Source organism: Kitasatospora sp. NBC_00039 (assembly GCF_045160625.1).
Classification (GTDB): Bacteria; Actinomycetota; Actinomycetes; order Streptomycetales; family Streptomycetaceae; genus Kitasatospora.
On sequence record NZ_CP108289.1, the window covers coordinates 7,192,776 to 7,219,312 of the forward strand.

At 75.2% G+C, this 26,537-nt stretch carries 24 protein-coding genes and 2 pseudogenes; 18 read left to right on the forward strand and 8 right to left on the reverse strand.

The features are described from left to right. Positions 1 to 19 precede the first annotated feature (19 nt). Positions 20 to 580, forward strand: a complete 561-nt coding sequence (locus OG286_RS32115; protein WP_405359139.1) for a GNAT family N-acetyltransferase — start codon at positions 20 to 22, stop codon at positions 578 to 580. A gap of 124 nt (positions 581 to 704) precedes the next feature. Continuing rightward, the gene (locus tag OG286_RS32120) at positions 705 to 1,103 is read left to right on the forward strand and encodes a nuclear transport factor 2 family protein (RefSeq protein ID WP_396326131.1); all 399 of its coding nucleotides are present in this window, start codon (positions 705 to 707) and stop codon (positions 1,101 to 1,103) included. Positions 1,104 to 1,209: 106 nt separating this feature from the next. Here OG286_RS32120 and OG286_RS32125 read toward each other — a convergent pair whose 3' ends face one another. The 4 genes from OG286_RS32125 to OG286_RS32140 all read right to left on the reverse strand — a co-directional run bounded on the left by OG286_RS32125 (position 1,210) and on the right by OG286_RS32140 (position 3,367). Next, entirely contained in the window at positions 1,210 to 1,608 is a 399-nt protein-coding gene (locus OG286_RS32125) for an Imm50 family immunity protein (protein ID WP_396326130.1), read from the reverse strand. Further along, positions 1,595 to 2,119: an Imm50 family immunity protein gene (locus OG286_RS32130; protein ID WP_405366091.1), complete on the reverse strand. Its 525-nt coding sequence runs from the start codon at positions 2,117 to 2,119 to the stop codon at positions 1,595 to 1,597. The genes OG286_RS32125 and OG286_RS32130 overlap by 14 nt, the downstream gene beginning before the upstream one ends. Before the next feature lie 158 nt (positions 2,120 to 2,277). Continuing rightward, the gene (locus OG286_RS32135; protein ID WP_405359137.1) at positions 2,278 to 2,403 is read right to left on the reverse strand and encodes a hypothetical protein; all 126 of its coding nucleotides are present in this window, start codon (positions 2,401 to 2,403) and stop codon (positions 2,278 to 2,280) included. 523 nt (positions 2,404 to 2,926) lie between these two features. Further along, positions 2,927 to 3,367 carry a DUF5997 family protein gene (locus tag OG286_RS32140; RefSeq protein ID WP_396326127.1) on the reverse strand — a complete coding sequence of 147 codons (441 nt, stop codon included), beginning with the start codon at positions 3,365 to 3,367 and terminating at the stop codon, positions 2,927 to 2,929. A gap of 57 nt (positions 3,368 to 3,424) precedes the next feature. On the opposite strand from OG286_RS32140, the gene OG286_RS32145 reads away from it, so the two are divergent. After that, positions 3,425 to 4,288: a LysR family substrate-binding domain-containing protein gene (locus OG286_RS32145; RefSeq protein WP_396326126.1), complete on the forward strand. Its 864-nt coding sequence runs from the start codon at positions 3,425 to 3,427 to the stop codon at positions 4,286 to 4,288. Positions 4,289 to 4,359: 71 nt separating this feature from the next. Next, a pseudogene (locus OG286_RS32150) lies at positions 4,360 to 4,792 on the forward strand (aminoglycoside phosphotransferase family protein); the annotation flags it as partial. Between the two features lie 81 nt (positions 4,793 to 4,873). On the opposite strand, the gene OG286_RS32155 reads toward OG286_RS32150, so the two are convergent. Next, on the reverse strand, positions 4,874 to 5,782 hold the full coding sequence (locus OG286_RS32155; protein WP_405359135.1) for a hypothetical protein: 909 nt from the start codon (positions 5,780 to 5,782) through the stop codon (positions 4,874 to 4,876). 197 nt (positions 5,783 to 5,979) lie between these two features. Here OG286_RS32155 and OG286_RS32160 point away from each other — a divergent pair, with 197 nt between their 5' ends. From OG286_RS32160 to OG286_RS32195, 8 genes and pseudogenes are all read left to right on the forward strand, one after another. Beyond that, the gene (locus OG286_RS32160) at positions 5,980 to 6,255 is read left to right on the forward strand and encodes a heavy-metal-associated domain-containing protein (RefSeq protein WP_405359133.1); all 276 of its coding nucleotides are present in this window, start codon (positions 5,980 to 5,982) and stop codon (positions 6,253 to 6,255) included. A 132-nt stretch (positions 6,256 to 6,387) separates the two neighbouring features. Next, positions 6,388 to 8,631, forward strand: a complete 2,244-nt coding sequence (locus OG286_RS32165; protein WP_405365949.1) for a heavy metal translocating P-type ATPase — start codon at positions 6,388 to 6,390, stop codon at positions 8,629 to 8,631. A 106-nt stretch (positions 8,632 to 8,737) separates the two neighbouring features. Beyond that, entirely contained in the window at positions 8,738 to 9,274 is a 537-nt protein-coding gene (locus tag OG286_RS32170) for a SixA phosphatase family protein (RefSeq protein ID WP_405365950.1), read from the forward strand. Between the two features lie 144 nt (positions 9,275 to 9,418). Continuing rightward, positions 9,419 to 9,535, forward strand: a pseudogene (locus OG286_RS32175) (AraC family transcriptional regulator); the annotation flags it as partial. A 129-nt stretch (positions 9,536 to 9,664) separates the two neighbouring features. Further along, positions 9,665 to 10,405 (forward strand): Mut7-C RNAse domain-containing protein, encoded by a 741-nt coding sequence (locus OG286_RS32180; protein ID WP_405359127.1) that lies wholly within the window; start codon positions 9,665 to 9,667, stop codon positions 10,403 to 10,405. 254 nt (positions 10,406 to 10,659) lie between these two features. After that, the gene (locus OG286_RS32185) at positions 10,660 to 12,969 is read left to right on the forward strand and encodes a BTAD domain-containing putative transcriptional regulator (RefSeq protein ID WP_405359125.1); all 2,310 of its coding nucleotides are present in this window, start codon (positions 10,660 to 10,662) and stop codon (positions 12,967 to 12,969) included. 173 nt (positions 12,970 to 13,142) lie between these two features. Continuing rightward, positions 13,143 to 14,285: a sulfite oxidase gene (locus tag OG286_RS32190; protein WP_396323839.1), complete on the forward strand. Its 1,143-nt coding sequence runs from the start codon at positions 13,143 to 13,145 to the stop codon at positions 14,283 to 14,285. Positions 14,286 to 14,290: 5 nt separating this feature from the next. Further along, positions 14,291 to 15,844 carry an MBL fold metallo-hydrolase gene (locus OG286_RS32195; RefSeq protein WP_405359123.1) on the forward strand — a complete coding sequence of 518 codons (1,554 nt, stop codon included), beginning with the start codon at positions 14,291 to 14,293 and terminating at the stop codon, positions 15,842 to 15,844. 103 nt (positions 15,845 to 15,947) lie between these two features. Here the strand turns inward: OG286_RS32195 and OG286_RS32200 are convergent, their stop codons facing one another. Then, positions 15,948 to 16,643: a type 1 glutamine amidotransferase domain-containing protein gene (locus tag OG286_RS32200; protein ID WP_405359121.1), complete on the reverse strand. Its 696-nt coding sequence runs from the start codon at positions 16,641 to 16,643 to the stop codon at positions 15,948 to 15,950. A 143-nt stretch (positions 16,644 to 16,786) separates the two neighbouring features. Here OG286_RS32200 and OG286_RS32205 point away from each other — a divergent pair, with 143 nt between their 5' ends. Beyond that, the gene (locus OG286_RS32205) at positions 16,787 to 17,740 is read left to right on the forward strand and encodes a LysR family transcriptional regulator (protein ID WP_405359119.1); all 954 of its coding nucleotides are present in this window, start codon (positions 16,787 to 16,789) and stop codon (positions 17,738 to 17,740) included. 68 nt (positions 17,741 to 17,808) lie between these two features. Here OG286_RS32205 and OG286_RS32210 read toward each other — a convergent pair whose 3' ends face one another. Further along, positions 17,809 to 19,416, reverse strand: a complete 1,608-nt coding sequence (locus tag OG286_RS32210; protein ID WP_405359117.1) for a hypothetical protein — start codon at positions 19,414 to 19,416, stop codon at positions 17,809 to 17,811. Then, positions 19,413 to 20,363: an ABC transporter ATP-binding protein gene (locus tag OG286_RS32215; RefSeq protein WP_405359115.1), complete on the reverse strand. Its 951-nt coding sequence runs from the start codon at positions 20,361 to 20,363 to the stop codon at positions 19,413 to 19,415. The genes OG286_RS32210 and OG286_RS32215 overlap by 4 nt, the downstream gene beginning before the upstream one ends. Positions 20,364 to 20,811: 448 nt before the next feature. Between OG286_RS32215 and paaK the strand changes: the two genes are divergently transcribed. The 5 genes from paaK (at position 20,812) to OG286_RS32240 (ending at position 26,395) form a co-directional block, all read left to right on the forward strand. Further along, complete coding sequence (gene paaK / locus OG286_RS32220) at positions 20,812 to 22,158, forward strand: phenylacetate--CoA ligase PaaK (protein ID WP_396323845.1); 1,347 nt, start codon at positions 20,812 to 20,814, stop codon at positions 22,156 to 22,158. Between the two features lie 40 nt (positions 22,159 to 22,198). Further along, positions 22,199 to 22,864: a disulfide bond formation protein DsbA gene (locus OG286_RS32225; protein ID WP_396323846.1), complete on the forward strand. Its 666-nt coding sequence runs from the start codon at positions 22,199 to 22,201 to the stop codon at positions 22,862 to 22,864. 466 nt (positions 22,865 to 23,330) lie between these two features. Beyond that, entirely contained in the window at positions 23,331 to 23,705 is a 375-nt protein-coding gene (locus OG286_RS32230) for an ArsR/SmtB family transcription factor (protein ID WP_396323847.1), read from the forward strand. 227 nt (positions 23,706 to 23,932) lie between these two features. Then, positions 23,933 to 25,234: an MFS transporter gene (locus OG286_RS32235; RefSeq protein ID WP_405359113.1), complete on the forward strand. Its 1,302-nt coding sequence runs from the start codon at positions 23,933 to 23,935 to the stop codon at positions 25,232 to 25,234. Between the two features lie 318 nt (positions 25,235 to 25,552). Then, positions 25,553 to 26,395: an SDR family NAD(P)-dependent oxidoreductase gene (locus OG286_RS32240; RefSeq protein WP_405359111.1), complete on the forward strand. Its 843-nt coding sequence runs from the start codon at positions 25,553 to 25,555 to the stop codon at positions 26,393 to 26,395. The last annotated feature ends 142 nt before the right edge of the window (positions 26,396 to 26,537 follow it).

Here is a 26,537-nt window from a genome sequence, read left to right on the forward strand (position 1 = left end):
GGGTCGGTATCGTCGCCGTATGCCTGAACTGATCGCGCCCACCGTCCGCCTGCAGTCCGCCTGGCTCGAAGCGCACGACGAGTGGGGGCCGGGGATCCACGAGGACGGGTTCGGGCTGTTGCCGGCCGACGAGACCGGCTCGCCGGCCGGGTTCGCGGCCTGGGTGGCGCGGCTGGCCGACGCGTCGGATCCGGCGAAGCGCGCCGAGCACGGCGGGAAGGGCTGCACCTACCGGTGGATCGTCGAGGGCGACCGGGTGCTCGGCGGGATCGCGCTGCGGCACGGGCCCGAGGGCTATGTCCCGTTGTACGGGCACATCGGTTACGGCATCCGCCCGTCCGCGCGTCGGCGTGGGCTCGCCACCTGGGCGCTGGGCCGGATGCTGGACGAGGCGCGGCAGTTGGGCATGGACCGGATACTGCTCGGCTGCGCGGTCGACAACACGGCCTCGGCGAGGACGATCACGCACCATGGCGGTGTCTTCGAGGACATCCGGGACACCAGGTTCGGCCCGGTGCAGCGGTACTGGATCACCCTCCGGCGCGCGGCGGAAGGCACTGGAGCCTCTGGAGCCCTCTGACGGCCGATTCTCCGGCCGGTTCACGGTGCCGGGCGGGCTCGTGGGTGCGCGGTGACCGTCGAGGTGGTCGGGCAGGTGCGGCAACTCCGGTCCTGCCGTGCCATTGCAGTGTTACTGTCGGATCATGTCCAAGGTCGAGATTGACGCGCTGACCGCCGAGTTCTTCGGCGCATTCGACAACCGGGGCGGCAAGCCCGCCGATGTGGCCCGGCTCCGCCGGCTGCTGATTCCGGGGGGAGTGATCGTCAACACCGGGCCGGCCCTCACCGTCTACACCGTGGACGAGTTCGTCGAGCCGCGCGAAAAGCTGCTGAGCGACGGCCGGTTGGTCGAGTTCTCCGAGTGGGAGACGTCCGAGCGGACCGAGATCGTCGGCGACGTCGCGTCGCGGGTCGGCGAGTACAGCAAGTCCGGGATGATGAACGGCCAGCCCTACGAGGGCAGCGGGACGAAGGTCTTCCAGTTCGTCCGTACCGCCGAGGGCTGGCGGATCGTCGCCTTCTCCTGGTCCGACCGGCCCTGACCGGCGATGACGCGGCACGGCCCCCGGGCGGACGTCCGGTCGGGGGCCACGCGTACCGGCAACCGTGACCCCGCCGGCTCGGGGCCGTTGGCTCGGGGGCGTCTGCTCAGAAGCCACCGGCGCGGGAGCCGGTGGGCGCGGTGGCGGTGATCGTGGCGGCGTCGAACGTCATCCGCTTGCCACTGCCGGACAGTTCGACGGAATCGGCGGTGAGGGCGATGCCGGTGAGCGGATCCGTGCTCCAGCCGTCCACCACGAGGTTCCGCACGCCGGTGCAGAGCAGGGAGAACGTGACGGCGTTGTGCCCGGCCTCCTCCCAGGCCGCCGCCGCTCCCGCGGGGACGCCGAAGGCGAAGAAGCGCAGGGTGGCGGAGGCCTCGCGCTCGTCGAGGTGCACGGTGGTCAGCGCGTAGTCCGTCAGGGGCGGTGGCGGCGTGCCCAGCACCGCGCGAACGTCCTCCGGGTTGAGCAGCGCGGCCGACCAGTCGGGGTCAGAGGGAGTCATAGAAGGGCATCCTGGTCGGCGGGGGCAGGGTCTCGTACAGGCGCTGGTCGACGCGGCCGGCGAACCGGCGTGGTGCGCTGGAGGCGTCGCCGTCCGAGGAGTTGTAGGCGTTGAGGTGCGCGGCCTGGAGTTCCTCGTAACAGCTGAAGCGGATGGCGCAGCCCTCCCCGTCGATCGAGACCCGCAGCAACCGCTGCCCGAGTCCGCCCGACCGCTCATGCCGGACGGTCACGGTGCGGCCGCTCGGCATGCCCTGCATCCGGAGGTCCTCCTGCGGGCCGAGGACGAAGTGGAGCTGGAGCTCGAACCGGTCGCAGCCCGCCGCCCGCCAGTCGTCCGGCGCCAGGTCGGGGAAGCGGGGGAGTTCGAGGCGGCAGACGAGCGTCGGGCCGTAGACGTTGAAGTGCACCGACCGGAGGACCACGTCCTCCAGGGGCGGCACCTCGGTGTACAGGCCGGCCAGCGTGTCCCGGTTGTGCAGCAGCAGCTCGTCCCAGCTCGGGGTCGTGATGGTCGTGCTCCTCTCCTCCGGGGCGGTCCTGGCACACCGTAGCGCCGCGACGGGCGGCCCTGGGGCGGCCCGCCTGCCGAGCCGGTCCGTCCGGAGGGATCAGGTCAGGAGACCTTCGCCGTCGGCGCCGACGGAGTCCTCGCGCACGCCTACAGCGCCTACGCGCCGACGGCGGCGCGTGGAACACGGACGGACTGGACGACGCCGGACCCGTCGTACCACGTCACCGGCAGCCCGGGGTTGGTCCACAGCCCGGAGAACAAGGTGACCGAGGCCTGGAGCACAGCTACAACCTGAACGCCGGCCCCTGGGCCGGGCGGGAGTCCCTCGACACCGGCGCCCGGTGCGCCGGCACCCCGTCCGTCGGTACGAGCCCGGCGCCAGAGCAGCCGAGGCGTGGAGACGGGGTGGACCGGGTGGAATGGTCGGGGCTGCGGGGCTGCGGGGCCTCGGAGTCTCGGGGGAGAGGCGGGCCGGGGTGGCCGGCAGGTCCGCCGCGCCCGCCGGCATCCGGAGGGGTGCGGCCGCGGTCGCCGCCGGCGGGGACGTCGCAGCCCCGGGAGCTCCGGCCGCGTCGTGGTGCCCGGCGGGCGCGGCGCCCAGCTGAGCCCCGAGGCCGGGCAGGCCGGCGCCTTTCCCCCGGTCAGGCGGATCCCCCTGCGGACGTGCGCGCCGCCGCCCCGGCCGTCGGCTCCGGAGCCCCTGGCGGCGCCGGCAGGTTTCCGGTGGTGCCAGCGTCTCCGGGTGGTGTCGGTGCCTCCGGGCGGTGTCAGCGCCCCGGGGCGGTGCCGGTGCCGCCGGGTTGTGTCAGCGCTTCTTGGCGGGCTTGGCCTGCGGGGCCGCCTGCTTCTGCTGCTCCTTCTGCTGGTCCTTCTCCTGCTTCTCCTTGATCCGCACGGCCTCCTTGCGGACCTCGGCCTGGACGGTGCGCTCGCGCTCCAGCCAGGTGGGGTTGGACTCCTTGAGTGCGTCGATCTGCTCGGTGGTGAGGGCCTCGGTGACCCCGCCGCGGGCCAGGCCGGAGACGGAGATGCCGAGCTTGGCAGCAACGACCGGGCGCGGGTGCGGGCCGTTGCGGCGCAGGTCCTGGAGCCACTGCGGCGGCTCGGCCTGCAGGGCGTTCAGCTCCTCGCGGGAGACCACGCCCTCCTGGAAGTCGGCGGGGGCGGCGTCGAGGTAGATGCCCAGTTTCTTGGCCGCCGTGGCCGGCTTCATGGTCTGGGTGGTCTTCGGCTTGAGCGATGTCATGGTCACTAGGGTAAGCGAGTGAGTGGCGGCCCCGATCACGGTCGGTAGCCTTGCTGCGTGACAGAGATGCAGGCGAACCCCTCGTTCCGGCTGGTGTATGTTCCCGGCGTGACGCCCGGTAAGTGGGTGCGCGTCTGGGAGCAGCGGCTGCCCGACGTCCCGCTCACCCTGGTCGCGGTGCCGGTGGAGGAGGGCGAGCCGACGCTGCTGGTCGGTGGTGCGGACGCCGGGCTGGTCCGCCTCCCGGTCGACCGGGACAGCCTCAGCGCGATCCCCCTCTACACCGAGACCACCGTGGTCGTCTTCCCGAAGGACCACTGGCTGGCGGCGGCCGAGGAGGTGCCGCTCGCGGACCTGGCCGACGAGGTGGTCTTCCACCCGATGGACGACTCCCTCGGCTGGCAGACCCTCCCCGGGCGGCCCGCGATCGAGCGCCCGGCGACGACGGGGGACGCGATCGAGCTGGTCGCGGCGAACGTGGGCGTCCTGCTCGTGCCGCAGTCGCTCGCCCGGCTGCACCACCGCCGGGACCTCACCTACCGCCCGGTGCCGGACGCGCCCCAGTCGCAGGTGGTGCTCTCCTGGCTGCAGGACAGGACGACCGACCTGGTGGAGGAGTTCATCGGCATCGTCCGCGGCCGGACGGTCAACAGTTCGCGTGGCCGGGCCGGCGCGGCGCAGCCCGAGGAGAAGCCCGCCCCGGCGGCCGGGCGCCCGCGCGGCGGCTCGGGCAAGCCGGCCGGCGGCAAGTCGACGGGTGCGAAGCCGGCGGGTGGCAAGGCAGCGGGCGGCCGGGCGACGGGTGGCAAGGCGGCGGGCGGGAAGTCCGCCGGCGGCCGGTCGGGCACCGGCAGGCCGGGCACCGGAAAGGCACCGGGCGGAAAGTCCGGCGGCGCCCGCCGGGGCCGCCCGGGGCGGTAGGCGGTTCCCGGTCATCGCGAGCCTGGTCCGTCCTGAGCCTGGTCCGTCCTGAGCCCGGTCCGTCCTGAGTCCTGCACCGGGACTACCACCCGGGCAACGTGCTCTTCGGTGGCGGCGACGGCGGAGGTGGCGCCGAGGGCGGTGGGAGCGGCGAGGGCGGCCGTGACGCGGGCGGGCTGAGGATCACCGGCGTGGTGGACTGAGCGGAGACCTCAGGGCCCCGCCGACCTGGACGTCGCGCACGGCTCCACCGCGCTGGCCCTGCTGTACGGGGTGCCGGTCGGGATGGGGTTCGCCGACCGCTACCTGGCGTCCGGCGGTGCCTTGGCCGAGGACCCGTCCGACCACCTGTACTGGCGCCTGCTCGACGCCCTGGCCTTCGCACCGGACGCGGAGAAGGTCGGCGTGAGCTGGCGTGAGCTCGGCCGCGCGGACCTGACCCCCGCACTGCTGGCCGAGCGGCTGGAGGACTACGTCGAGGAGATGCTGAAGCGCTACGGCTGAGGAGCGTGAGGCGCGTGAGGCTGAGGCGCGTGAGGCGCTGCGGTCGCTCGGTGCCGGTGGTCGCTCAGTGCCGGTGGTCGCTCAGTGCCGGTGGGCGTCGGCCTCGGTGGGCGCGTCGCCACCCGGGGTGGTGACGGTGAAGGCCGCGGTGCGGACGGCGTCCCCGTGCCGGAAGTCGAGGAAGAGGCGGTAGGCGCCCGGGCTGGGCGTGGTCGCGGTGAAGGCGACCTCCGGCCCGGGCGTCGTGCTCTCCGGGTGGACGTGGAGGTAGGCGAGGTCGCCGGCGCGCAGTGCGACCAGGTGGCCGTAGGAGCCGAGGTAGGGCTGGAGGTCGGTGACGGGGCGACCGTCCCGGGTGACGGTGAGGGTGAGCCGGGCGGGCCGGCCGGGGTTGAGGTCGCCGCCGAGGGTGACGGTGTAGCCGTCGACGGTGACACTGCGGCCGGTCTCCGGCAGGGGTGCGGGGCGCAGGTCGCCGGCCGCGTGGAGGTCGGCGCCGAGGGTGAGCCCCTCGGCCGCGCCGGCCGGGGTGAAGTCGGCGAAGACCCGGTACTCGCCTGCGGTGGGGAGGGCGGCCGCCGCGCTCCAGGTGCCGTCGGCGGCCCGGGTCGGGTGCAGGTGCTGGAAACTCGTGAGGTCGCGCGGGGCGACGATCAGGTGCAGCTCCTTCTCGTGCGCCGGGCGGTAGTCGGTGACCGGGTGGCCGTCCGCTCCGAGGATGCGGAACCGCAGGTCGGTGGGGGTGGCGCCGGCGGTGACGAACGGGTCGTCGACGCTGAGCGTGTAGCCGCGTTCCGAGACCTGGAGCCCGCCGGGCAGGTGCTCGGCGGCGTTCGGCGCCTCCGGGGTGTGGCCCGCATGCGCGCCGGCGGCGGTGGTGGAGGCGGTCGGGCGCGGGCCTGTGCCGGTGGCGTGGCCGACCCCGTACGCGGCGCCGAACGCGGTGGTGAGGCCGGTGGCGAAGGCGGCGATCTTCAGCGCGGTGTTCATGGCGTGCTCCTTCGGTGGTGACCGGATCCTCGGGCGGGGCTCCGAGATCTGGAGTAGATACCCCTTGGGGGTATGAAGTCAAGGAGCTTCGACGATCGGGGAGGGGTTGCGCTAGATACCCCCCATAGGTATAAACGAAGCACGCACCGATCAATACCCCCGCCGGGTATCCAAGGCCGAATCCACCGGAGGAACCCATGTCCTGCTGCTCCACCGACGGCACCTGCTCCACCACCGCCACCATCGAGACGGCGCCCGCCGCCGTCACCACCGTCTACGCGGTCGCCGGGATGACCTGCGGCCACTGCGAGCAGGCCGTCGGCAAGGCGGTCTCCGCCCTGGCCGGCGTCACCGCCGTGCGTGTGGACGTCACGGCCGGCCTGGTCACCGTCTCCGCCGAGGCCGAGCCGGACGAAGAGGCCCTGCGCGCCGCCATCGACGACGCGGGCTACGAGCTGACCGGCCGCGCCTGACGGCTGCTGTTCGATCCGCCCCGGCAGCCGGGGCCCGGACCCCCGCGCAACCCCCCTGGGGGTATCCGGACCCCGGACCCGGGCCCGACCCGGCCCCGGCCCACCCTGATCCACGACCCACGAGGAGCCCAGATGACCACCCAGGCACCCGCCTCCACCGAGGTGGAACTCCGGATCGGCGGCATGACCTGTGCCTCGTGCGCCGCCCGGATCGAGAAGAAGCTCAACCGCATGGACGGCGTCGAGGCCACCGTCAACTACGCCACGGAGAAGGCCAGGGTCGTCGTCGCGGACGGCGTCGAGGTCGCCGACCTGATCGCCACCGTCGAGGCCACCGGCTACACCGCCGCCCTGCCGAAGCCCGCGGTCGCCGGACCCTCCGGCGACGTCCCTGAGGAGCCGGACGAACTCGCAACGCTGCGGCAGCGGTTGATCACCGCGCTCGCCCTCGCCGTCCCCGTCGTCGCGATGGCCATGGTGCCGGCGCTGCAGTTCGACAACTGGCAGTGGCTCTCGCTCACCCTCGCCGCGCCCGTCGTCACCTACGCCGCCTGGCCGTTCCACCGCGCCGCCTGGACCAACGCCCGGCACGGCGCCGCGACCATGGACACCCTGGTCTCGCTCGGCACCGGCGCCGCGTTCCTCTGGTCGCTCTGGGCGCTGTTCCTCGGTCACGCCGGCATGCCCGGCATGCGGCACGGCTTCGAGTTCACCATCGCCCGCAGCGACGGCTCGTCCAACATCTACCTGGAGGCCGCGGCCGGCGTCACCGCGTTCATCCTGGCCGGCCGCTACTTCGAGGCGCGGTCCAAGCGCACCGCCGGCGCCGCCCTGAAGGCGCTGCTCCAACTCGGCGCCAAGGACGTCACCGTGCTGCGCGGCGGCGCCGAGGTCCGCATCCCGACCGGTGAACTCGCCGCCGGTGAGCTGTTCGTGGTCCGCCCGGGCGAGAAGATCGCCACCGACGGCGTGGTCGAACAGGGCGCCTCCGCCGTGGACGCCTCGATGCTGACCGGCGAGTCCGTGCCGGTCGAGGTCGCCGTGGGCGACGCCGTCACCGGTGCCACCGTCAACGCCGGCGGCCGGCTCGTGGTCCGCGCCACCCGCGTCGGCGCAGACACCCAACTCGCCCGGATGGCCAAGCTGGTGGAGGACGCGCAGAACGGCAAGGCGGCGGCCCAGCGGCTCGCCGACCGGATCTCCGCCGTCTTCGTCCCGATCGTCATCACCCTGGCCCTCGCCACCCTCGGCTACTGGCTCGGCACCGGCGAGGGCTGGAGCGCCGCCTTCACCGCCGCCGTCGCCGTGCTGATCATCGCCTGCCCGTGCGCGCTCGGCCTGGCCACCCCGACCGCCCTGCTGGTCGGCACCGGGCGCGGCGCCCAGCTCGGCATCCTGATCAAGGGCCCGGAGGTGCTGGAGTCGACCCGGCGGGTGGACACCGTCGTCCTGGACAAGACCGGCACCGTCACCACCGGCCGGATGACCCTGCTCGCCGTCCACACCGCCGAGGGCATCACCGAGTCCGAGGCGCTGCGCCTGGCCGGGGCCCTGGAGCACGCCTCCGAGCACCCGATCGCCCGCGCCGTCGCCACGGCCGCCGCCGACCGGACGGGCGAACTGCCCGGCGTGGAGGGCTTCGAGAACGTCCCCGGCCTCGGCGTCCAGGGTGTGGTGGACGGGCACGCCGTCCTGGTCGGCCGGGAGCAGCTGCTCGCCGACTGGTCGCAGTACCTGCCGGCGCGGCTCGCCGAGGCCAAGCGCACGGCCGAGGCCGCCGGCCGCACCGCCGTCGCCGTCGGCTGGGACGGCGAAGCGCGCGCCGTCCTGGAGGTCGCCGACGCCGTCAAGCCCACCAGTGCCGAGGCCATCGCCCGGCTGCGCGCCCTCGGGCTGACCCCGATGCTGCTCACCGGCGACAACGCCGCCGTGGCCCGGGCGGTGGCGGCCGAGGTCGGCATCAGGCCGGAGGACGTGATCGCCGAGGTGCTGCCCCAGGACAAGGTCGCCACCGTGCGGCGCCTCCAGGCCGAGGGCCGGGTCGTGGCCATGGTCGGCGACGGCGTCAACGACGCGGCCGCCCTCGCCCAGGCCGACCTGGGCCTGGCCATGGGCACCGGCACCGACGCCGCCATCGAGGCCGGCGACCTCACCCTCGTCCGCGGAGACCTGCTCGCCGCCGCCGACGCCATCCGGCTCTCCCGCCGGACCCTGGCCACCATCAAGGGCAACCTCTTCTGGGCCTTCGGCTACAACGTCGCCGCCCTGCCGCTGGCCGCCGCGGGCCTGCTCAACCCGATGATCGCCGGCGCCGCCATGGCCTTCTCCTCGGTCTTCGTGGTCGGCAACAGCCTGCGCCTGCGCACCTTCCGCTGACTCCCCGTCCGCCGTCCACCCCTCACTCCTTCGAGTGAGGGGCGGATTGTCATGTCCGAGGCTCGGTCGATGGGTGCCCAGCGTCGGCCGGGTACCGACGTCCCGCATGGAGGAGGAGACCGTCGTGAGCAGCGAACCGACCCGCAGGATCGTCGTGGTCCGGCACGCCAAGGCCGAGTGGAGCGACGCCGACGACCAGGAGCGCCCGCTGGCCGCGCGGGGCCGCAAGGACGCTCCCGTCGCAGGCCGGTGGCTCGCCGGTACGGGCATCGTGCCGGACCTCGCGCTCGTCTCCACCTCGGCGCGCACGCGGGAGACCTGGAAGCTGATCGTCCCCGAGCTGCCCCAGCGGCCCAGGACCGTCTTCGAGGACCGGCTCTACGAGGCGAGCCTCGGGGAACTGATCGCTGTGCTCAACGAGACGTCCGACGAGGTGGCCGACCTGCTGCTGGTCGGCCACAACCCCGGCGTCCACGCCCTCGCCGACGCCCTCGCCGGCGAGGCCGAGGCGGACCTGCTGCCCCGGATGAACCGCTCCGGGTTCCCGGCCTCCGCCCTCGCGGTGCTCACTCTCACCGGTTCGTGGAAGGGCCTCGAACACGGCGCCGCCCGGCTCGTCGCCCTCTGGGCGCCCCACGCCTGACGGTGGGGATGTGACGTGGTGATGTTGCCGGTGGGGAGTCGGGGCCGGCCTGGTAGGGGGCTTCGGCCGGCGCACCGGAGGAGGGTTTCCGGGGCGTGGGTGAGGTCGCCGGCCTCGGTGGGGGCGTCGGGGAAGAGACGGGCGGCGCTGGTGGCGGAGCTGCGGCGGGCGGGGCTGGCGGGGGCGCGCATGGTGTCGCTCTGCACCGGCGCGTTCGCGCTCGCCGCCGCCGGCATCCCGGACGGGCGCCGGGCGACCGCGCAGTGACACCGACCGACTACCGGCGTGCCTTCGCGGCGCGGGCGGAAGTGGGTGGCCGTGGGTGGCCGACAGCACCGGGACGGGGAAAAACGCTGGCCGCCATCGGCCGGCCGCTGGCATGCTGGCCAGGTGGAGAGACCGGAGATCTGGCTCAGTTTCGCGCCCGAGCTGCACGTCTTCGTCGCCTCGGCGCGGCGGGGGGCGCCCACGGCGCTGCGTGTGGACGGGGCCTCGACGCTCGGGCATGTGGTGGAGTCGCTCGGCGTCCCGCTCACCGAGGTCGGCGCGCTGGTCGCGGACGGGCGGCCGGTGGGCGTCGCACACGTCCCCGCCGACGGGGAGCGGATCTCCGTCGAGGCCGTACCCCGGCCGCAGCCTTCGCCCGCCCCGGTCCGGTTCCTGCTCGACGTCCACCTCGGGACGCTCACGCGCCGGTTGCGGCTGCTGGGCATCGACGCCGCCTACGAGAACCCGGACATCGGCGACGCCGCGCTCGCCGCCCGCTCGGCCGCCGAGCAGCGCGTCATGCTCTCGCGCGACCGAGGCCTGCTGCGGCGCCGCGAACTCTGGGCCGGCGCCTACGTCTACAGCCACCGGCCCGCGGAACAGCTGCGGGACGTCCTGTCCCGGTTCGCGCCGCCGCTCGCCCCCTGGAGCCGGTGCACCACATGCAACGGGACGCTGCGCAGCGTCAATAAGACGTCCGTGCAGGACCAGCTCCGGGACGGCACCGAGCGCTCCTACGACGCGTTCGCCCAGTGCACCGAGTGCGGCCAGGCCTACTGGCGGGGTGCCCACCACGCCAGCCTGGACGCCATCGTGGCCGACGCCGTCCGCGAGTTCGGCGGCCAGGCGCTCTCCGGGGCGTGAGGGGGAGGGTGTGCGCGTGGCGTGAGGGGGATGGCCTGAGGCCTGCGCGGCGCGTGAGGTGGAGGGCGCGAGGACCCCGTGCACGGCGTGCGGCGTAGGCCGCGCGGAGTGTGCTGCGAGGGCACCGCGGGGGCTGCCGCGCGGGGGCTGCCGCGTGGGTGGCGCGTTCCCGCGGGTCTCGTGGGCTTCCCGGACTCGCCGGTGGGCCGCCGCCGACGTAGGTTCGTAGTGTCCGTACGGAAGGCGTCCGGCGCATGCTCGAACTGCGTATCCGCCTCCTCGGCGGTTTCCGGGTGCGGGTCGGCCCGCGCGAGATCGCCGCCGACGCCTGGCGCCTGCGGAAGCCCCGGAACCTCGTGAAGCTGCTCGCGCTCGCCCCAGGCCACCGGCTGCACCGGTCGCAGGTGCTCGCTGCGCTCTGGCCCGAGCTGCGGCCCGAGGCCGGCGCCGGCCTGCTGCGCACGGCCGTGCACGAGGCCCGGCACACCCTCGACCCGGACCCGGACCCGGCCGCCGGCCGGCGCTACCTGGAGTCGGGCGAGAGCCTCGCCCTGCACGGCGGACCGCTGCGGGTCGACGTCCAGGAGTTCGAGCAGGCCGCGCTGCACGCCCGCCGAAGCCGCGACCCCGACGCGTACGAGCGGGCCGTCGCCCGGTACGGCGGGGACCTGCTGCCCGAGGACCGGTACGAGGAATGGGCGGTCGAACGCGAACAGGCCCTGCACGCCGAGTACCTGGCGCTCCTGGTCGAACTCGGCGCGCTCCGCGAGGCGCGCGCCGACCTGGACGGCGCCGCAGCCGTACTGCGCCGCGCGGTGGCCGCCGACCCGTTGCACGAGGAGGCGTCGCCGGCGCTGATGCGGGTCTACGCGCTGGCCGGGCGCCGGCACGAGGCGCTGCACGAGTACGACCGGCTTTCGGCCGCGCTGGACCACGCCTCGGACGGCGCCGAGGGGCCGGGGCCCGCCGCCCAGCGGCTCCGCGAACAGGTCCGGACCGGCGGCGACGTCCGGGCCGAACTCGCCGGCGAGCTCTGGGAACACGTCGGGGACCAGCGGATGGCGGCCGGCGACACCGCCGGCGCCGCGGCCGCGTACGGCTCCGCCCTCGACCCGGGCGTGGTGGACCTGCCGGCCTCGCCGGGCGTCCTCACCGGGCGGGCGGCCGACGGCACCGGCCTGCGAGCGGTCCGGCTGCACCGCAAGGCAGCCACCGCCCACCTGGCCGGAGAAGCGCCGGTCATGGCCCTCTTGGCGGGAGAAGCCCCGGCCACCGCCCACCTGGCCGGGGAGGCCGCGACCGCGGCCGAACCGCACCTGGCAGGAGTAGCCGCAGCCGAACCGCACCTGGCCGCCGCCGAGACCGCGCTCGCCGAGGCCGGCGGCGACCCTGCCGAGACCGGCCGGCTGCTCAGCGCCCGTGCCGACTGGCTCCGGGCGTCCGGCCGTTACGAGGAGGCCCGGCGAGCGGCCGAGGCCGGCCTGACCCTCGCCCGGGACCACGGCACCGCCGACGACCTGACCGCCGCCCACGAGGCTCTCGCCACCGTCCACCACCTCCGCGGCGACTGGCCGGAGGTCCTGCGGAGCGAGATCGACCGGTTCGGCGCCGCCGCTGACGAGGACGCCCGCCTCGCCCGGATCTTCGACATCCACTGCTGTCTGAGCCAGTACCACCTCTACGGGGACGGGCTCGGCGACAGCGTCGAGGAGTACGCCCGCCACACCGTCGACCTGGCGATCGCCCGCGGTGCGCGCCGGGCGGAGGCCTTCGCCTGGTGCCTGCTCGGCGAGTCGTTGCTGCTGCGCGGGCGCTGGGACGAGGTGCCCGGCTGCCTCGAACGCAGCGCCCACCTGCACGAGGAGCTAGGCGGCCGAGGCGGCGCCCTCCCCTGGCAGCGGCTCGCCGAATACGCGGCCGGGCGCGGCGACAGCGCCGAAGCGGCGGCCTGCCTGCGAAAGGGCATGGCCGTCGCCGTCGCTTCCCCGTCGGCCCGGCACACCGTCGGGCGGCTCCACGCGACCGCCGCACTGGACGCCGTCGAGCGCGGTGAACCCGGCGAGGCCGTCCGCGCGGCGCTGGCCGCTGCGGCCTCCGCAGCCCGGCACGGCGAGTGCCCGACCTGCACGGCGCTGCTCCACCCGGTGGCGGCGGAGGCGTTCGCGGCCCTGGGCGACGCCGACGGCGCGGCCGAGCACGCCGAGGCGGCGCGGCGGGTGGCGGCCCGGTCCGACAGTTCGGCCTGGCGCGCGATGGCGCAGTCGGCGCTCGGCTCGCTGACCTCGGCCCGGGATGACCCGGAGGGCGCCCGGGCCCACCACGTGGCGGCGGCCGGGCTGTACGGCCGGGCGCGACAGCCGTACTGGGCCGCGCGGGCCAAGGCTCAGGCGGCGGCGGTGGCCGTCGGGGCGGGCACGGGCGAGGCGGACCGGCGGCTCCGGGCGGAGGCGGCGGCGCTGTTCGAGACGCTGGGCGCCCGCCGCGCTCTGGCCCGGGTGCGGGAGTCGGGACAGGCGGCGGGGCAGCCGGCTGGGTGGGTGACGGTAGGGGGTGAGCCGGGGTGAGGGCGGAGGCAGCGCGTTGTGGCGGCCCGGGCGCTCGGTCGCGGCCCGCGGGCGGCGCGTCGCCACGGCCGATGGCCGCCACAGCGGCTGGCCGCCATGGCCGATGCCCGCCATGGCCGGTGGACGCGGTGGTTGGACGGGAACGAGGGACAACACACAGGTGGTGAGCCGGGATGACGACGACAGCCCGCAACGGGACGACCGCCCCGCACTGGGCGCCCGAGACAGTCAGCGCCGAGCCGTACAACGCCCAGACGCCGGCGGCGGCGCTGGCCGAGCCGCTCACGCCCACCGGAGCGTTCTTCGTCCGTGACCACTTCGGGGTGCCGCACCTGCGCCGGGCCGGCTGGCGGTTGCGGGTGGGCGGACTGGTGGACGCCGAACTCGACCTCGGATACGAGGAGTTGCGCGCACTGCCGGTGCGCGAGCTGGACGTGGTGGTGGAGTGCGCCGGGAACGGCCGCAGCCTGATGGAGCCGCGCCCGCCCGGCCTGCCGTGGGGGCAGCGGGCGGTCGGGTGCGCCCGGTTCGCCGGGGTGCCGCTGAGGTCGGTGCTGGAGCGTGCCGGGCTGCGGCCGGGGGCGGTGGAGCTGGTGTTCACCGGGGCGGACGAGGGCGCGTTGCACGGCCGCCGCACCGCCTTCGAACGGAGCCTTCCGGCCGGCCTCGCCCTGCACCCCGACACCCTGCTCGCCACGCACATGAACGGCGCCCCGCTCACCCCCGGCCACGGCGCGCCCGTCCGGCTGCTGGTGCCCGGCCGGTACGGGGTGGCGGACGTCAAGTGGCTGGTCGGGGTGCGGGCGGTGGCGCGGCCGTTCGCCGGCCCGTTCCAGGCCGAGGAGTACGTCTACCGGGGCTCGCGTGGCGTCCGCGGCGGCACACCCGAGGGGCCGGTCGGGGAGATCCGGGTGAAGTCGCTGATCACCGGCCCGGAGCCGGGGGCCCGGCTGCCGTTGGGCCTGCCCTGCACGGTGCGCGGGCGGGCCTGGTCGGGCGGGGTGCCGGTGCGCCGGGTGGAGGTGCGGGTCGGCAGTGCCGGGTGGCGGCCGGCCGAGCTGGCCCCAGCCCGGGGCCCGTACGCCTGGGCGGAGTGGACGTACCGGTGGACGCCGCGGGTGCCGGGGCCCCGGCTGCTGCTGGTGCGGGCGACCGATGCCGAGGGACGCACCCAGCCGCTGCGGGCGCCGTGGAACGAGCAGGGGTACGGGTGCAATCCGGTGGCCGGGGTGGAGGTCGTGGTGGTCACGGCCGCCACCGCCGGCGGGCCGGACGGCGGACGGGAGCGGCCCGGGGACGGGCCGGGCGGAGGCTGAGGGCCATGGGCGGCGACCCCGGTACGAGGAGCGGTACCGGCGGGAACACCATCGAACCCGTCACCACCGCTGCCCTCGGCGACACCAGCTACCTCCTGACCTCCGGTGACGAGGCCCTGGTGGTGGACCCGCAGCGGGACTGCTGGCCGCTGCTCGCCTCCTGCACGGCGCGCGGGCTGCGGATCAGGTACGTCCTGGAGACCCACGTCCACAACGACTACCTCTCCGGCGCCCTGGAGGTGCGGGCCGTGACCGGGGCGACGGTGGCGGGGCCGGCCCGGGCCGGTTACGGGTTCGATCACCTGCCGCTGGCCGAGGGCGACGAGCTCGCCCTCGGCGGGTTGCGCGTCCAGGCGCTGGAGACGCCCGGTCACACCGCCGAGCACACCGCCTACCTGGTGCTGGACGGTGGTCAGGGCCCGGGCGGGGGGCGCCCGGCGGCGGTGTTCACCGGCGGCAGCCTGCTGGTCGGCAGCGCCGGCCGGACCGACCTCTCCGGCGCTGCCCGGACGGAGCAACTGGCCCGCGCCCAGTACCGCTCGCTCCGGCGGCTCGCCCAACTGCCCCCCGACACCCGGGTGCTGCCCACGCACGGGGCCGGCAGCTCCTGCTCGATCGGCGCGGCTGCCGGCGAGCGGACCAGCACGGTCGGCGATCAGCGGCTCGCCAACCCGGCGCTGCTGGCCGGCGACGAAGACGCGTTCGTGGCCGCCCGCCTGCTCGGTCTGCCGCCCGCGCCCGCCTACTACCGGCGGATGGGGCCGCTGAACCGGGCCGGCCCGGCCGTCCTCGGCGGCCCGCCCGGGTTGTTGCCGCTGACCCCAGAAGAGGTCCAACAGGCCCTCTGGCGTGACGCGTTGGTGGTCGACGCGCGGGACCGCCGGGCGTTCGCCGACGCCCACCTGCCGGGCTCGCTCGGTGACGAGCTGGACGGCTCCTTCGCGGCGCTGGTCGGCGAGGTGGTGCCGTTCGGCACACCGCTGGTCCTGGTGCTGCCGGAGCCGCTCGCCGACGCCGCCCGCGAAGCCGTCCTGCAGCTGCTGCGGATCGGCTATGACGCCTGGCTGGTAGGGGAGTTGAACGGCGGGGTGGAACGCTGGCGGGCAAGCGGGCGCCCGCTCGCCACGATCCGGACGGCCGACGTCTCCGAGGTGCGCGGAGCCCTCGCGCGAGGGTCTTCCGGGCTTCCTGGGCCTTCCGGGCTTTCTGGGCCTTCCGGCTCGCGCGGGCCTGACGCGCGTGACGGGCATGGGGGGCCTGACGGGCCTGACGGGCGTGGAGGGTATGACGTGCCTGGCGGGCCGGAGGGCGGGCGGCCGGTCCAGGTGCTCGACGTGCGACCTGCCGCCGATCCACCGGTGCCCGGCGCCCTCGCCATCCCGCTCACCGAACTGCCCGACCGGATCGGCACGTTGCCGCCCGGCCGGGAGTACTGGACGGTCTGCGGTCGGGGCCGCCGGGCCACCGTCGCGGCCAGCCTGCTGGCCGCCGCGGGCATCCCCGTGACGGCCGTGGTCAGCGGCGGCGCCCAGGACCTGGTGGACGAACTCCGGCGGTGAGCCCGCCGGGCGCGCGCCGGCCGGTGCACTCCGGTTGGCCGCCCACCGGCCCGCATCGCTCAGGCCCGGCGCTGCGCCCGTTCTGTGGTCGGTGCTGTGGGCCTCAGGCCAGCTTCTTGAGCAGCTCGGCCGCGAGCGGGGCGGAGGAGGCCGGGTTCTGGCCGGTCACCAGGTTGCGGTCGACGATCACGTGCGGGGCCCACGGCTCGCCCTCCTGGAAGTCGGTGCCGGCCTCCACGAGGCGGGTCTGGAGCAGCCACTTCGCCTTGTCTGCCAGGCCGGCCTGGGTCTCCTCGGCGTCGGTGAAGCCGGTCAGCCGGTAGCCGGCGAAGGCGTTGGTGCCGTCGGCGCGGGTGGCGGCCAGCAGTGCGGCCGGGCCGTGGCAGACCACACCGAGCGGCTTGCCGGAGGCCAGGGTGTCGGCGAGCAGCCGGCCGGAGACCGGGTCGACGGCGAGGTCCTCCATCGGGCCGTGGCCGCCGGGGTAGAAGACGGCGTCGTAGTCGGCGAGGTCCACCTCCTCCAACTTGACCGGGTGCCGCAGCCCCGCGAAGGCCTCCAGGCCGGCCGCGATCCGCGCGGCGCCCTCCGGCCCGCCGTTCACCGCGGGGGCCAGGCTGCCCTGGTCGACCGTCGGGACCACACCGCCCGGGGTGGCGGCGGTGACCTCGTGACCGGCGGCGGTGAACGCCTCGTGCGGGGCGACGGCCTCCTCGGCCCAGAAGCCCGTGGGGTGCTGGGTGCCGTCGGCGAGCGTCCAGTAGGTGGCGCCGGTGACGACGAACAGGATCTTCGACATGCTGGGAGCTCTTCTCTGCAGGCGGACCCGGCGGGGCCCGGATGATGGAACCGACCATAGGCCGAGCGATCTGCGGTCCACCAATGGCAGAGCCGATGGCTGCCATAGGCATTCCTATGGGTGCCGGGTCGTAGGCTGGCCGGGTGAACGACCACGACCCCGCCGAGGCCGGCCTGCCCACCGGGCCTCCCGAGCCTGCCGGGCCCACCGACCTCAACCTGCTGCGCACCTTCCTGGCCGTCTACCGGGCCGGCTCGTTCACTGCCGCCGCCCAGGTGCTCGGCCTGTCCCAGCCCACCGTGACCACCCAGATCCGCACGCTGGAACGGCAGGGCGGGCGCGAGCTGTTCGAGCGGCGGCCGCGCGGCGTCGCCCCGACGCCCGTCGCCGACGAGCTGGCCGCCCGGATCTCCGCACCGCTCGACGCGCTCGCGGCCGCCGCCGGACCGGGCGCCCGGCCCGACGCGGGTGCGGAACCGGTCCACCTGGCCGGCCCCGCCGAACTGCTCTGCACCCTCGTCCTGCCCGCCCTCGCCCCGCTGGTCGCCGACGGCATCCGGCTGCGGGTCACCGCTGGGCTCACCGACCCGTTGCTGGAGGAGCTGCGGGCGGGCCGCCACGACCTGGTGATCGCCACCTCCCGCCCGCGCGGCCGCACCCTGACCGCCGTGCCGCTGGCCGATGAGGAGTTCGTCCTGGTCGCCGCGCCCGGCTGGGCCGGCCGTCTGAACGGCCGGCTCGCCGTGGAGGGCCCGGCCGCGCTGCACGAGGTGCCGCTGGTCGCCTACGCCGAGGACCTGCCGATCGCGCGCCGCTACTGGCGCCATGTCTTCGGCCGGCGCCTCAACTGCCGCGCCGCGCTGACCGTGCCCGACCTGCGCGGGGTCGTCTCCGCCGTGGCCGCCGGAGCCGGCTTCGCGGTCGTGCCGCGCTACCTCTGCGCACCCCTGCTCGACTCCGGCGCCCTCGTCCGACTGGATGACCCCGAGGACCCGCCCATCAACACCGGCTACCTCGTCCAACGCCCCGGCACCCCCACCAACCCCCACCTCGTCCACGTCCGGGACCACCTCCTGGCTGCCGCCCGCACCTGGTGACCCGCGCGGGCGGGCCCGGAGAGCCGTGAGCAGGGTGGCCGCCGAGGTGGAGCCGCCGACGGCGTGCCCTATCCCTTCACCTCCCGGCGGGCCGCGCCGGCCAGGAAGGCGGTGCCCAGCAGGGCGAGTGCGGCGGCGAGGACGAGCAGCGGGGCGGGGCCGGCGGGGTGGCCGTCGGTGCGGACGGCGCCCATGTAGTCGAGGGCGGCGACCTGGTTGACCACCAGGTACCAGAGCGGGAGGTAGAGGGCCTGGAAGAGCCGGTGGGTGCGGGAGAGGACACCGAGCGCCGTCGCCAGGGAGGGGACGAAGACGGCGCCCGCGGTCCACGCGGCCACGCCGGCGGCGTCACCGGCGACGGCGAGGCGTATGAGCGGTGCCGCGCCCGTCACTGCGGCGAGGACCACGCCGGAGGCCCACTCGGCCAGCAGGCGACGGCGGGCGGCCGGGTAGGCGCCGAGCAGGACCTCCAGGCCGTTCTCGGCATGACGGCTGCCCAGGCCGGACCAGACCAGCACCGGCCAGACCCAGAGCGCGGGCAGGATGACGCCGGTGACCGCGCCGATCGGGGCGGTCAGGCCGGCCACCGTGAGCCCGGCGGTGACCAGCCACCACCAGGGCGACACCCCACCGGCCAGGATGCGCACCTCGCCCGCGAGCAGCCGTCCGAAGGTGCGGCCGGACGCGGGGGCGGTGCGGGGCAGCGTGAAAGCCACGGGAACGGGGCCGGACTGCGCGGCCTCCCCGGCGGAATCCCGGCCGGACGGCGCGGACTCCCGGCCGGACGGCCGGGCGGCAGCGGCGGCCGGGAGTCCGCGGGCCGGGTCGAAGCGGCCGAACCAGAGCGCCGGGAGCGCCACCAGTGCCACCGAGAGCAGCACCAGGAGCAGCCGCTGGAGGAGGAAGCCGCCGTCGAAGCCGGCGCCGGCCCAGGGGAACGGCACCAGCGGCGTGTCCACCTTGGTCAGCCCGAGACTGAACTCCTCGCCCTCGACCGGGCCGGCCCCGGCGGCCAGGGCGGCCGCGCGCAGCGACTCGGCGGCCTGGCCGACGCCGAGCCCGCCGAACGGTGCGCCGGGGGACTGCCCGCCGATCGTGACGGCCAGGGCGACGAAGAACCAGACCACGTTGCCCGTCCCGCTGCGCAGCAGCGGCAGCGTCTCGAAGAGGACGGCTGCCGCGGCGGTCACCGCGAGCAGCGGGAGGGCCGTCACCACGAAGGGCGTCAGCAGCGCCACCGGGTCGATCGCGCGGTGCTCGCCCCGGACCAGCTGCATGGCCGCCGCGGTGAGCGCCAGCACGCCCAGCATCGAGCCGAGTACCAGCAGGTTGCTGAGGAACTTCGCCACCAGGTAGGCGGAGGTGCGCAGTGGGGTGGCGGCGAGGATCTGGCCGACCCCGGTCTCCTCGTCCCGGCCGATGCCCTTGCGTACGACGTAGAACCCGCCGAGAGTGAGCCAGAGCGCGCCCGCGAGGGCTGTCGCCAGCCCGACGTACGCACTGTCGTACTCGCCGCGGTAGCGGCCGACCGCCAGGATCACCCAGTGTCCGTCGACCGGTGGGACGGCCAGGTAGCCGAGCCCGACGGCGGCCAGCAGTGTGACGGCGTAGACGGGGCGCCGCACCCGGTCGCGGAAGTCGCCGGCGGCCAGGCCGGCCAGGGCGAGCGCCGTCATCGCCGCACCGCCTGCTGCCGGAGCGGGCCGCCGGGGGAGAACGGGGGCGAGGGCTCGGCGCCGGCGCCAGGGCCGGGGGCGGGGGCGGCCTGCCGGACTATGCCCAGGTAGGCGTCCTCCAAGTCCGGTGCGGCCGGGGCGGCGTCGCCGGTCGGGGCCCGGTCGGCGAGTACCCGGAGCCGGACGCCGTCCGCCGTCCGCACCATCCGGCTGACCGGGTGGCGGCTCTGCACGGCGGCGACCTCGGCCGGGCTCACGAGCAACTCCCACACCCGCCCGGACAGTTCGCCTGCCAGCTGCTCGGGGGTACCGCGGCGCAGCAGCCGGCCGCCGGCGACGACGGCGATGTCGGAGGCGACGGACTCGATGTCCGAGACGATGTGGGTGGAGAGCAGCACCACGCGGTCCGCGGAGAGCTCGCTGAGCAGGTTGCGAAAGCGCACCCGCTCCTCCGGGTCGAGACCCGCGGTGGGCTCGTCGACCACGATCACCTCGGGGTCGGCCAGCAGCGCCTGGGCGATGCCGACCCGGCGCAGCATGCCGCCCGAGTACGCGCCGAGCGGCCGCTTCACCGCCTCGGTGAGGTTGACCAGGGCGAGCAGCTCCTCGATCCGGGCCCGCGCCGAGCGGGCGGAGAGCCCCTTGGCGGCGGCGAGGTAGCCGAGGAACTCGCGGGAGGTCAGGTTGGGGTAGACGCCGAAGTCCTGTGGCAGGTAGCCGAGGTGACGGCGCAGTTCGTCGGGTCGGGCGAGCGCGTCGCTGCCCCGGTAGCGGAGCCCGCCGGAGGTGGGCCTGGTCACCGTGGAGACGATCCGCATCAGCGAGGACTTGCCCGCGCCGTTGGGGCCGAGCAGGCCCAGCATGCCGGGGCCCAGGTGCAGGGAGAGGCCGTCGACGGCCCGTTTCCCGCCCTTGTAGACCTTGGTGATGTCGATCAGTTCGAGCATGCGATCCGCTTTCTCGGTCGGGCCGGTGGCGACGCGGTCGAGCCTTCCGGATCGGCGGCCCGCTGCCATCTGCCGTTCGGCAGAGATGCGCGCAGGACTTTCGACAGATCCCGGGCGCTTGGCGCCCCGGTCGTTCGTCAAGGTTTCGGTGCCCGGGCCACCCCGTGCCCCGGGCAACCCCGTGCTCCGGCCGCCGCGGGGTACTCCGGTGCCCCGGTAGCCGGCGCCCCCGTGCCCCCGGCCACCCAGGTACCCCCGCCACCCCGTGCCCCAGCAGCAGGGCCGCCCCGCCGCCCGGCCCGGTCCGCCCCCCGGCGGGCCCCCGACCTGCGCGGCAACCCTTGACAGCCGGTGCGGGTGCTGGATTACTTGGCCATGCCCGAGAGCTGACCGAATGGTCGGTCGGCACGTGGCGCAGTCGGGGCCCTCGGACGGTGGAGGAGACGCGATGACCAGCAGGCCGACCGGCCCGGAGCCCGCGCGGACGCGCTTGGGCGAGCCGCTCCCGGACGAGCTGCTGGACGCCGGCGAGCGGATGACCGGCGAGGAGCTGCGGGCGCACCAGCTCACACACCTGCGCCGCACGCTGCACCACGCGTACGACAACGTCGAGCTGTACCGGCGCAAGTTCGACGCGGCCGGCGTACGGCCGGAGGACTGCCGGACCCTCGCCGACCTGGCCCGCTTCCCGTTCACCACCAAGGCCGACCTGCGGGAGACCTACCCCTTCGGCATGTTCGCCGTCCCGATGGAGGAAGTCCGCCGGATCCACGCCTCCAGCGGCACCACCGGCCTGCCCACCGTGGTCGGCTACACCGAGCACGACCTCTCGGTCTGGGCCGACGTGGTCGCGCGCTCGATCCGCGCGGCCGGTGGCCGGGCCGGTCACAAGGTGCACATCGCCTACGGGTACGGGCTGTTCACCGGAGGCCTGGGCGCGCACTACGGCGCCGAGCGGGCCGGCTGCACGGTCATCCCCGCCTCGGGCGGCATGACGGCCCGGCAGGTGCAGCTGATCCGGGACTTCCGGCCCGAGATCATCATGGTCACCCCGTCCTATCTGCTCACCCTGCTCGACGAGTTCGAGAAGCAGGGCGTGGACCCGCGTGACACGTCGCTGAAGGTCGGCATCTTCGGCGCCGAGCCGTGGACGGAGGAGATGCGTCGCGAGATCGAGGAGCGGATGGACCTCCACGCCGTCGACATCTACGGCCTCTCCGAGGTGATGGGCCCGGGCGTCGCCCAGGAGTGCGTGGAGACCAAGGACGGCCTGCACATCTGGGAGGACCACTTCTACCCCGAGGTGGTGGACCCGATCACCGACGAGGTGCTGCCCGACGGCGAGGGCGGCGAGATCGTCTTCACCTCGCTCACCAAGGAGGCCGTGCCGGTCATCCGCTACCGCACCCGCGACCTCACCCGCCTGCTGCCCGGCACCGCCCGCCCGGCGTTCCGGCGGATGGAGAAGGTCACCGGCCGCAGCGACGACATGATCATCCTGCGCGGGGTGAACGTCTTCCCCACCCAGATCGAGGAGATCCTGCTCCGCACCCCCGCCGTGGCGCCGCACTTCCAGCTGCGTCTGACCCGCCGCGGCCGGATGGACCACATGACGGTCCGCGTCGAGGCCCGCCCGGACGCCGGGCCCGAGCAGCGGGAGGCCGCCGTCGAGGCGATCGTCCGGGCGGTCAAGGACGGGGTCGGGGTGACGGTGGAGGCCGAGGTACTGGACCCCTACAGCCTGGAGCGCTCGGTCGGCAAGATCCGCCGGATCGCGGACCTGCGCGAGGGCTGACCCGGGCGGGCCGCGGCCGTCCCCGTGCGCCAAGTGGCCCATGGATCATGAGCCGGACTGGTCCTGTCCGGCGGACCACCAGCTCCCTAGGATCGGCGGTGTGAGCAACAAAGTCGACTTCTACTTCGATCCGATCTGCCCGTTCGCCTGGATCACCTCCCGTTGGATCCTGGAGGTCGAGCGCCACCGCGAACTGGACCTCACCTTCCGCGTGATGAGCCTCTCCGTCCTCAACGAGGGCCGCGAGGACCTCCCCGAGCGCTATCGCCGGCTGTTCGACATCGGCTGGGGCCCGGTGCGGGTCTGCATCGCCGCCGCCGAGCTGCACGGCGAGCAGGTCCTGCGCGGCCTCTACACCGCGCTCGGCACCCGCCTGCACGACCAGGACCGGGCCGTCGACGAGACCGTCCTGCGCGAGGCCCTGGTCGAGGCGGGCCTCCCCGAGCAACTGGCCGACGCGGCCCACAGCACCGCGTACGACGTTGCGTTGCGCAAGAGCCACCACGAGGGCATGGACCCGGTGGGCGAGGAGGTCGGGACGCCCACCATCCACGTGGACGGCACCGCGTTCTTCGGCCCGGTCCTCACCGCGATCCCGCGCGGCGAGGACGCGGTGAGGGTCTTCGACGGCGTGCGGCTGCTGGCCGGCCACCCGCACTTCTTCGAGCTCAAGCGCACTCGCACGGGGTCGCTCGACTTCTCCTGAGACGGCGCCGCATGAGACGGCGCCGCATGAGACGGCGCCGCATGAGACGGCGCCGCATGAGACGGCGCCGCATGAGACGGCGCCGCATGAGACGGCGCCGAACCCCGGGTGAGTGAGGCGTCGTCAAGGGGGCGCAAGGGGAGTGTCAGAGCCGTGTCAGGGCGGCCGGTCGTCCTTGCCGGTGGCCCGGTGACCCACCCGGTGCCGCGTGCCACCGGCGCCGGGGGCGCCCGGCGGCTCCCGGTCCCGGAGCCGGGGGCCGCCGCTTCGCTGTGAGGGCGTGCCACGTCCCGAGGGGCCGACCTGCTCGATCGCCCGGGCGGGGGTGGGCGCCCGGGTGCGGGTCGGGTGGGTGTACGGCTGGGGGCGCGGCCCGGGTGCCGGGGGCGGACCGGTGGCGCGGGTCGGCCGGTGGCGCCGTGTGCGAGCGGGTGAGCCGCCATGGTGCGCCCTCTACGATGAGGCCATGAGCGGGAGCCTTCAGCTATCAGGTGCACATCGGTCGCAGGAGCCGGATGCGGGCGAACGGCTGCGGAACGACGAGCGGCTGGACACGGCCGCCGGGATCCTCGCCCTGCTCGCCGACCGCACCCGGCTCGCGCTGATGCAGCGACTGGGCGAGGGGGAGGCCGACGTGACGACGCTGACCGAGGCCTGCGGCGCGGCCCGGCCCTCGGTGAGCCAGCACCTGAGCAAGCTCCGGCTGGCCGGCCTGGTCACCACCCGCAAGGACGGGCGACGGGTCGTCTACGCGCTGCGGCACGGACACCTTCGCCGGCTGGTCAACGAGGCGCTGAACGTCGCAGACCATCAGATCAGCGGACTGCCGCCGCACGACTGAGCCGGCCCGGCTGCTGTGGGGAGGGTCTCCAGCCGGGGCTCTTCCCCAGTCCCTTCGCGGTCCTCCTCCCCGGCTTCTTCCCTCCGATAGGTGCACACGTACGTACATGTTGTCCTATGCTGAGGCTGTCGCCCCGGCGCCTGCCGCTCCGCTGCCCGAGCTGCCACGCCGGTGCCCTGTCGTCCTGCGCGCCGCCGCCGTGCGCGCCGAGTCCGAGCGGGGTCCCCATGCTGTCCGTGCTGCGCGAGCCCACCTACCGGCACCTGTTCGCCGCCCAGGTCGTCGCCCTGGTGGGCACCGGCCTGGCGACCGTCGCCCTCGGCCTGCTCGCCTACGACCTCGCGGGGGCGGACGCCGGCTCGGTGCTCGGCACGGCGTTGGCGATCAAGATGGTCGCCTACGTCGGGATCGCGCCGGTCGTCGGCGCGATGGCCCACCGGATCCCGCGCCGCCGGCTGATGGTCGCCTCCGACCTGACCCGGGCGGCGGTCGCCGTCGCGCTGCCGTTCGTCACCACGGTCTGGCAGGTCTACCTGCTGATCTTCCTGCTCCAGTCCGCCTCCGCGGCGTTCACCCCGGCGTTCCAGTCGGTGATCCCCGAGGTGCTGCCGGCGGAACGCGACTACACCCGCGCGTTGTCGCTCTCCCGGCTCGCCTACGACCTGGAGAGTCTCGCCGGGCCGATGCTCGCGGCCGGACTGCTGGCACTGGTCGGGTACCACTGGCTGTTCTGGGGCACCACGGCCGGGTTCCTCGCCTCGGCGGCCCTGGTCGTATCCGCCGTCCTCCCCAAGCCGGTGCCGGCCGACCGCCCCGGCGGCGTCCTGGAGCGCTCGGCCCGGGGCGCGCGCCTCTTCCTGGCCGCCCCCGGGCTGCGCGCCCTACTCGCGCTCGACCTCGCGGTCGCCGCCGGCGGCGCCATGGTGATCGTCAACACCGTCGTCTACGTCCGTGACCAGCTCGGCCGCCCCGCCGGCGACGTCCCCCTCGCGCTCGGCGCGTACGGCGGCGGCTCGATGGCCGTCGCCCTGCTGCTGCCCCGCGTCCTGGACCGGGTGACCGACCGCGCGGTGATGCTCCCGGCGGCGTTCGGCACCGCCGGACTCCTCGGCGCGCTGGCGGCACTCGCGGTGGCCGGCCCGTACGGTACGGCCGGCTGGCGCTGGCCCGCGCTGCTCGCGCTCTGGGCCGCCTTCGGCGCCGCCGGCTCGCTGATCCTCACCCCGACCGGACGCCTCCTGCGCGACGCGGTGGGCCCGGCCGACCTGCCCGCCGTCTTCGCCGCCCAGTTCTCCCTCTCCCACGGCTGCTGGCTGCTCACCTACCCGTTGGCCGGCTGGCTCGGCGCCAGCGCCGGCCTCCCGGCCGCCACGGTGGCGCTGGGCGCGCTCGCGCTGGGGGCGGCCGGGGCAGCCACCCGGGTCTGGCGCCCTGCGCCCGCCCCCGAGGCCCGGACGCATCCCCGCTCCGGCGTCACCGGCCGGGCGGCGGTGGGCCGGCACCGGCACAGGAGGGCCTCGCAGGTGTAGCGGGCGGCCGACCGTTCCCACCAGCCTCGCCGTGCCCGCACCTCGTCCGCCGGCCGCGTCGGGGAATCACGCTGGTGGCCGCGACGGCCGCCGCCTCGCCGTCGCCGTGCCCGGGGCGACGGCACGGGCCCGCGGTTCCGGCGGCGTCGTCCGGCAGGGAATGGACCGCCTCGTCCGCGACGACGGCTACCCCGCCGTCCTGACCGCCACCACGGACCGGGCCGGCCTCCGGGCCCCGTGGGCCGGGAGGGTGGTCCTGGCGGACCCCGGTTCCGGCGGGCCTGGTGGACGGGGGCGGTCGGTCGCGAAGGTGGGGGCATGACCTCTGCGAACCCGACCTCTCCGCACGAGAACAACCAGAATCCCGACGGTGCCCGCGAGTTCGCCGGCCGGACGGTGCTGATCACCGGTGGCAGCGGCGGGATGGGCCTCGCCACCGCTCGGCTGGTGCTGGCGGGCGGCGCGAGCGTGGTGATCACCGGACGCGACGAGGCCCGGCTGGCGTGCGCCGCGGCCGAACTGACCGGCGGCGGGCACGGCTCCCCGACGGGCGCCGCCCCGGGCCGTGTTCTCCCCGTCCGCGCCGACGCGGCCGTGCCGGCCGAGCTGGAGCGGCTGGCGGGTGTGATCGGCGAGCGGTACGGACGGCTGGACGGGGTGTTCGCCAACGCCGGGATCGCGGTTTTCCAACCAGTCGCCGAGGCCACCGAGGCGCAGTTCGACCGCTTGATGGCCGTCAACGTCAAGGGTGTCTTCTTCACCGTTCGGCACGCGCTGCCGCTGCTCGCGGCGGCCGGCGGCGGCTCGGTCGTCCTCAACGCCTCCTGGACGGCGCACCGCGGCCTCGCCGTCGCCCCGGTGTACTCGGCCACCAAGGCCGCCGTGCAGAGCCTGGCCCGCACCTTCGGCAGCGACCTCGCCGGTCAGGGAATCCGGGTCAACTCGGTCAGCCCCGGCTACATCGTCACGGACATGTTCGAGGCGAACGTCCCCGTCGCCGACCGGGAGGCCGTCCGGGCCCGGGTGCCGCTGGGCCGGTTCGGGCAGGCCGAGGACGTCGCCGAGACGGTGGCCTTCCTGCTCTCGCCGCGCTCCTCGTACCTCACCGGCCAGGACTTCGTGATCGACGGTGGGTTGGTCTCGGCGGCCCCGGCCGGCTGAGCGGTCACCCTGCGGCCGGCGCCGCGGTGCCCGACGTGCCGGCCGTGTTCGCCGTACCGGCCGGCGCCGCGGTGCTCGCAGTGCCCGCAGTGGCCTCGGCAGCCTGGTTCTGACAGGACCAGGCTGCCCGGCCACAGGGAGA

Coding starts and splice junctions, on each gene's coding strand:
- OG286_RS32185 (WP_405359125.1), top strand. CDS start 10,660: ATGCTCGAACTGCGTATCCGCCTCCTCGGCGGTTTCCGGGTGCGGGTC.
- OG286_RS32160 (WP_405359133.1), top strand. CDS start 5,980: ATGTCCTGCTGCTCCACCGACGGCACCTGCTCCACCACCGCCACCATC.
- paaK (WP_396323845.1), top strand. CDS start 20,812: ATGACCAGCAGGCCGACCGGCCCGGAGCCCGCGCGGACGCGCTTGGGC.
- OG286_RS32225 (WP_396323846.1), top strand. CDS start 22,199: ATGGATCATGAGCCGGACTGGTCCTGTCCGGCGGACCACCAGCTCCCT.
- OG286_RS32210 (WP_405359117.1), bottom strand. CDS start 19,416: ATGACGGCGCTCGCCCTGGCCGGCCTGGCCGCCGGCGACTTCCGCGAC.
- OG286_RS32125 (WP_396326130.1), bottom strand. CDS start 1,608: ATGACTCCCTCTGACCCCGACTGGTCGGCCGCGCTGCTCAACCCGGAG.
- OG286_RS32215 (WP_405359115.1), bottom strand. CDS start 20,363: ATGCTCGAACTGATCGACATCACCAAGGTCTACAAGGGCGGGAAACGG.
- OG286_RS32115 (WP_405359139.1), top strand. CDS start 20: ATGCCTGAACTGATCGCGCCCACCGTCCGCCTGCAGTCCGCCTGGCTC.
- OG286_RS32240 (WP_405359111.1), top strand. CDS start 25,553: ATGACCTCTGCGAACCCGACCTCTCCGCACGAGAACAACCAGAATCCC.
- OG286_RS32230 (WP_396323847.1), top strand. CDS start 23,331: ATGAGCGGGAGCCTTCAGCTATCAGGTGCACATCGGTCGCAGGAGCCG.
- OG286_RS32170 (WP_405365950.1), top strand. CDS start 8,738: ATGGAGGAGGAGACCGTCGTGAGCAGCGAACCGACCCGCAGGATCGTC.
- OG286_RS32155 (WP_405359135.1), bottom strand. CDS start 5,782: ATGAACACCGCGCTGAAGATCGCCGCCTTCGCCACCGGCCTCACCACC.
- OG286_RS32195 (WP_405359123.1), top strand. CDS start 14,291: ATGGGCGGCGACCCCGGTACGAGGAGCGGTACCGGCGGGAACACCATC.
- OG286_RS32190 (WP_396323839.1), top strand. CDS start 13,143: ATGACGACGACAGCCCGCAACGGGACGACCGCCCCGCACTGGGCGCCC.
- OG286_RS32120 (WP_396326131.1), top strand. CDS start 705: ATGTCCAAGGTCGAGATTGACGCGCTGACCGCCGAGTTCTTCGGCGCA.
- OG286_RS32235 (WP_405359113.1), top strand. CDS start 23,933: ATGCTGTCCGTGCTGCGCGAGCCCACCTACCGGCACCTGTTCGCCGCC.
- OG286_RS32200 (WP_405359121.1), bottom strand. CDS start 16,643: ATGTCGAAGATCCTGTTCGTCGTCACCGGCGCCACCTACTGGACGCTC.
- OG286_RS32165 (WP_405365949.1), top strand. CDS start 6,388: ATGACCACCCAGGCACCCGCCTCCACCGAGGTGGAACTCCGGATCGGC.
- OG286_RS32140 (WP_396326127.1), bottom strand. CDS start 3,367: ATGACATCGCTCAAGCCGAAGACCACCCAGACCATGAAGCCGGCCACG.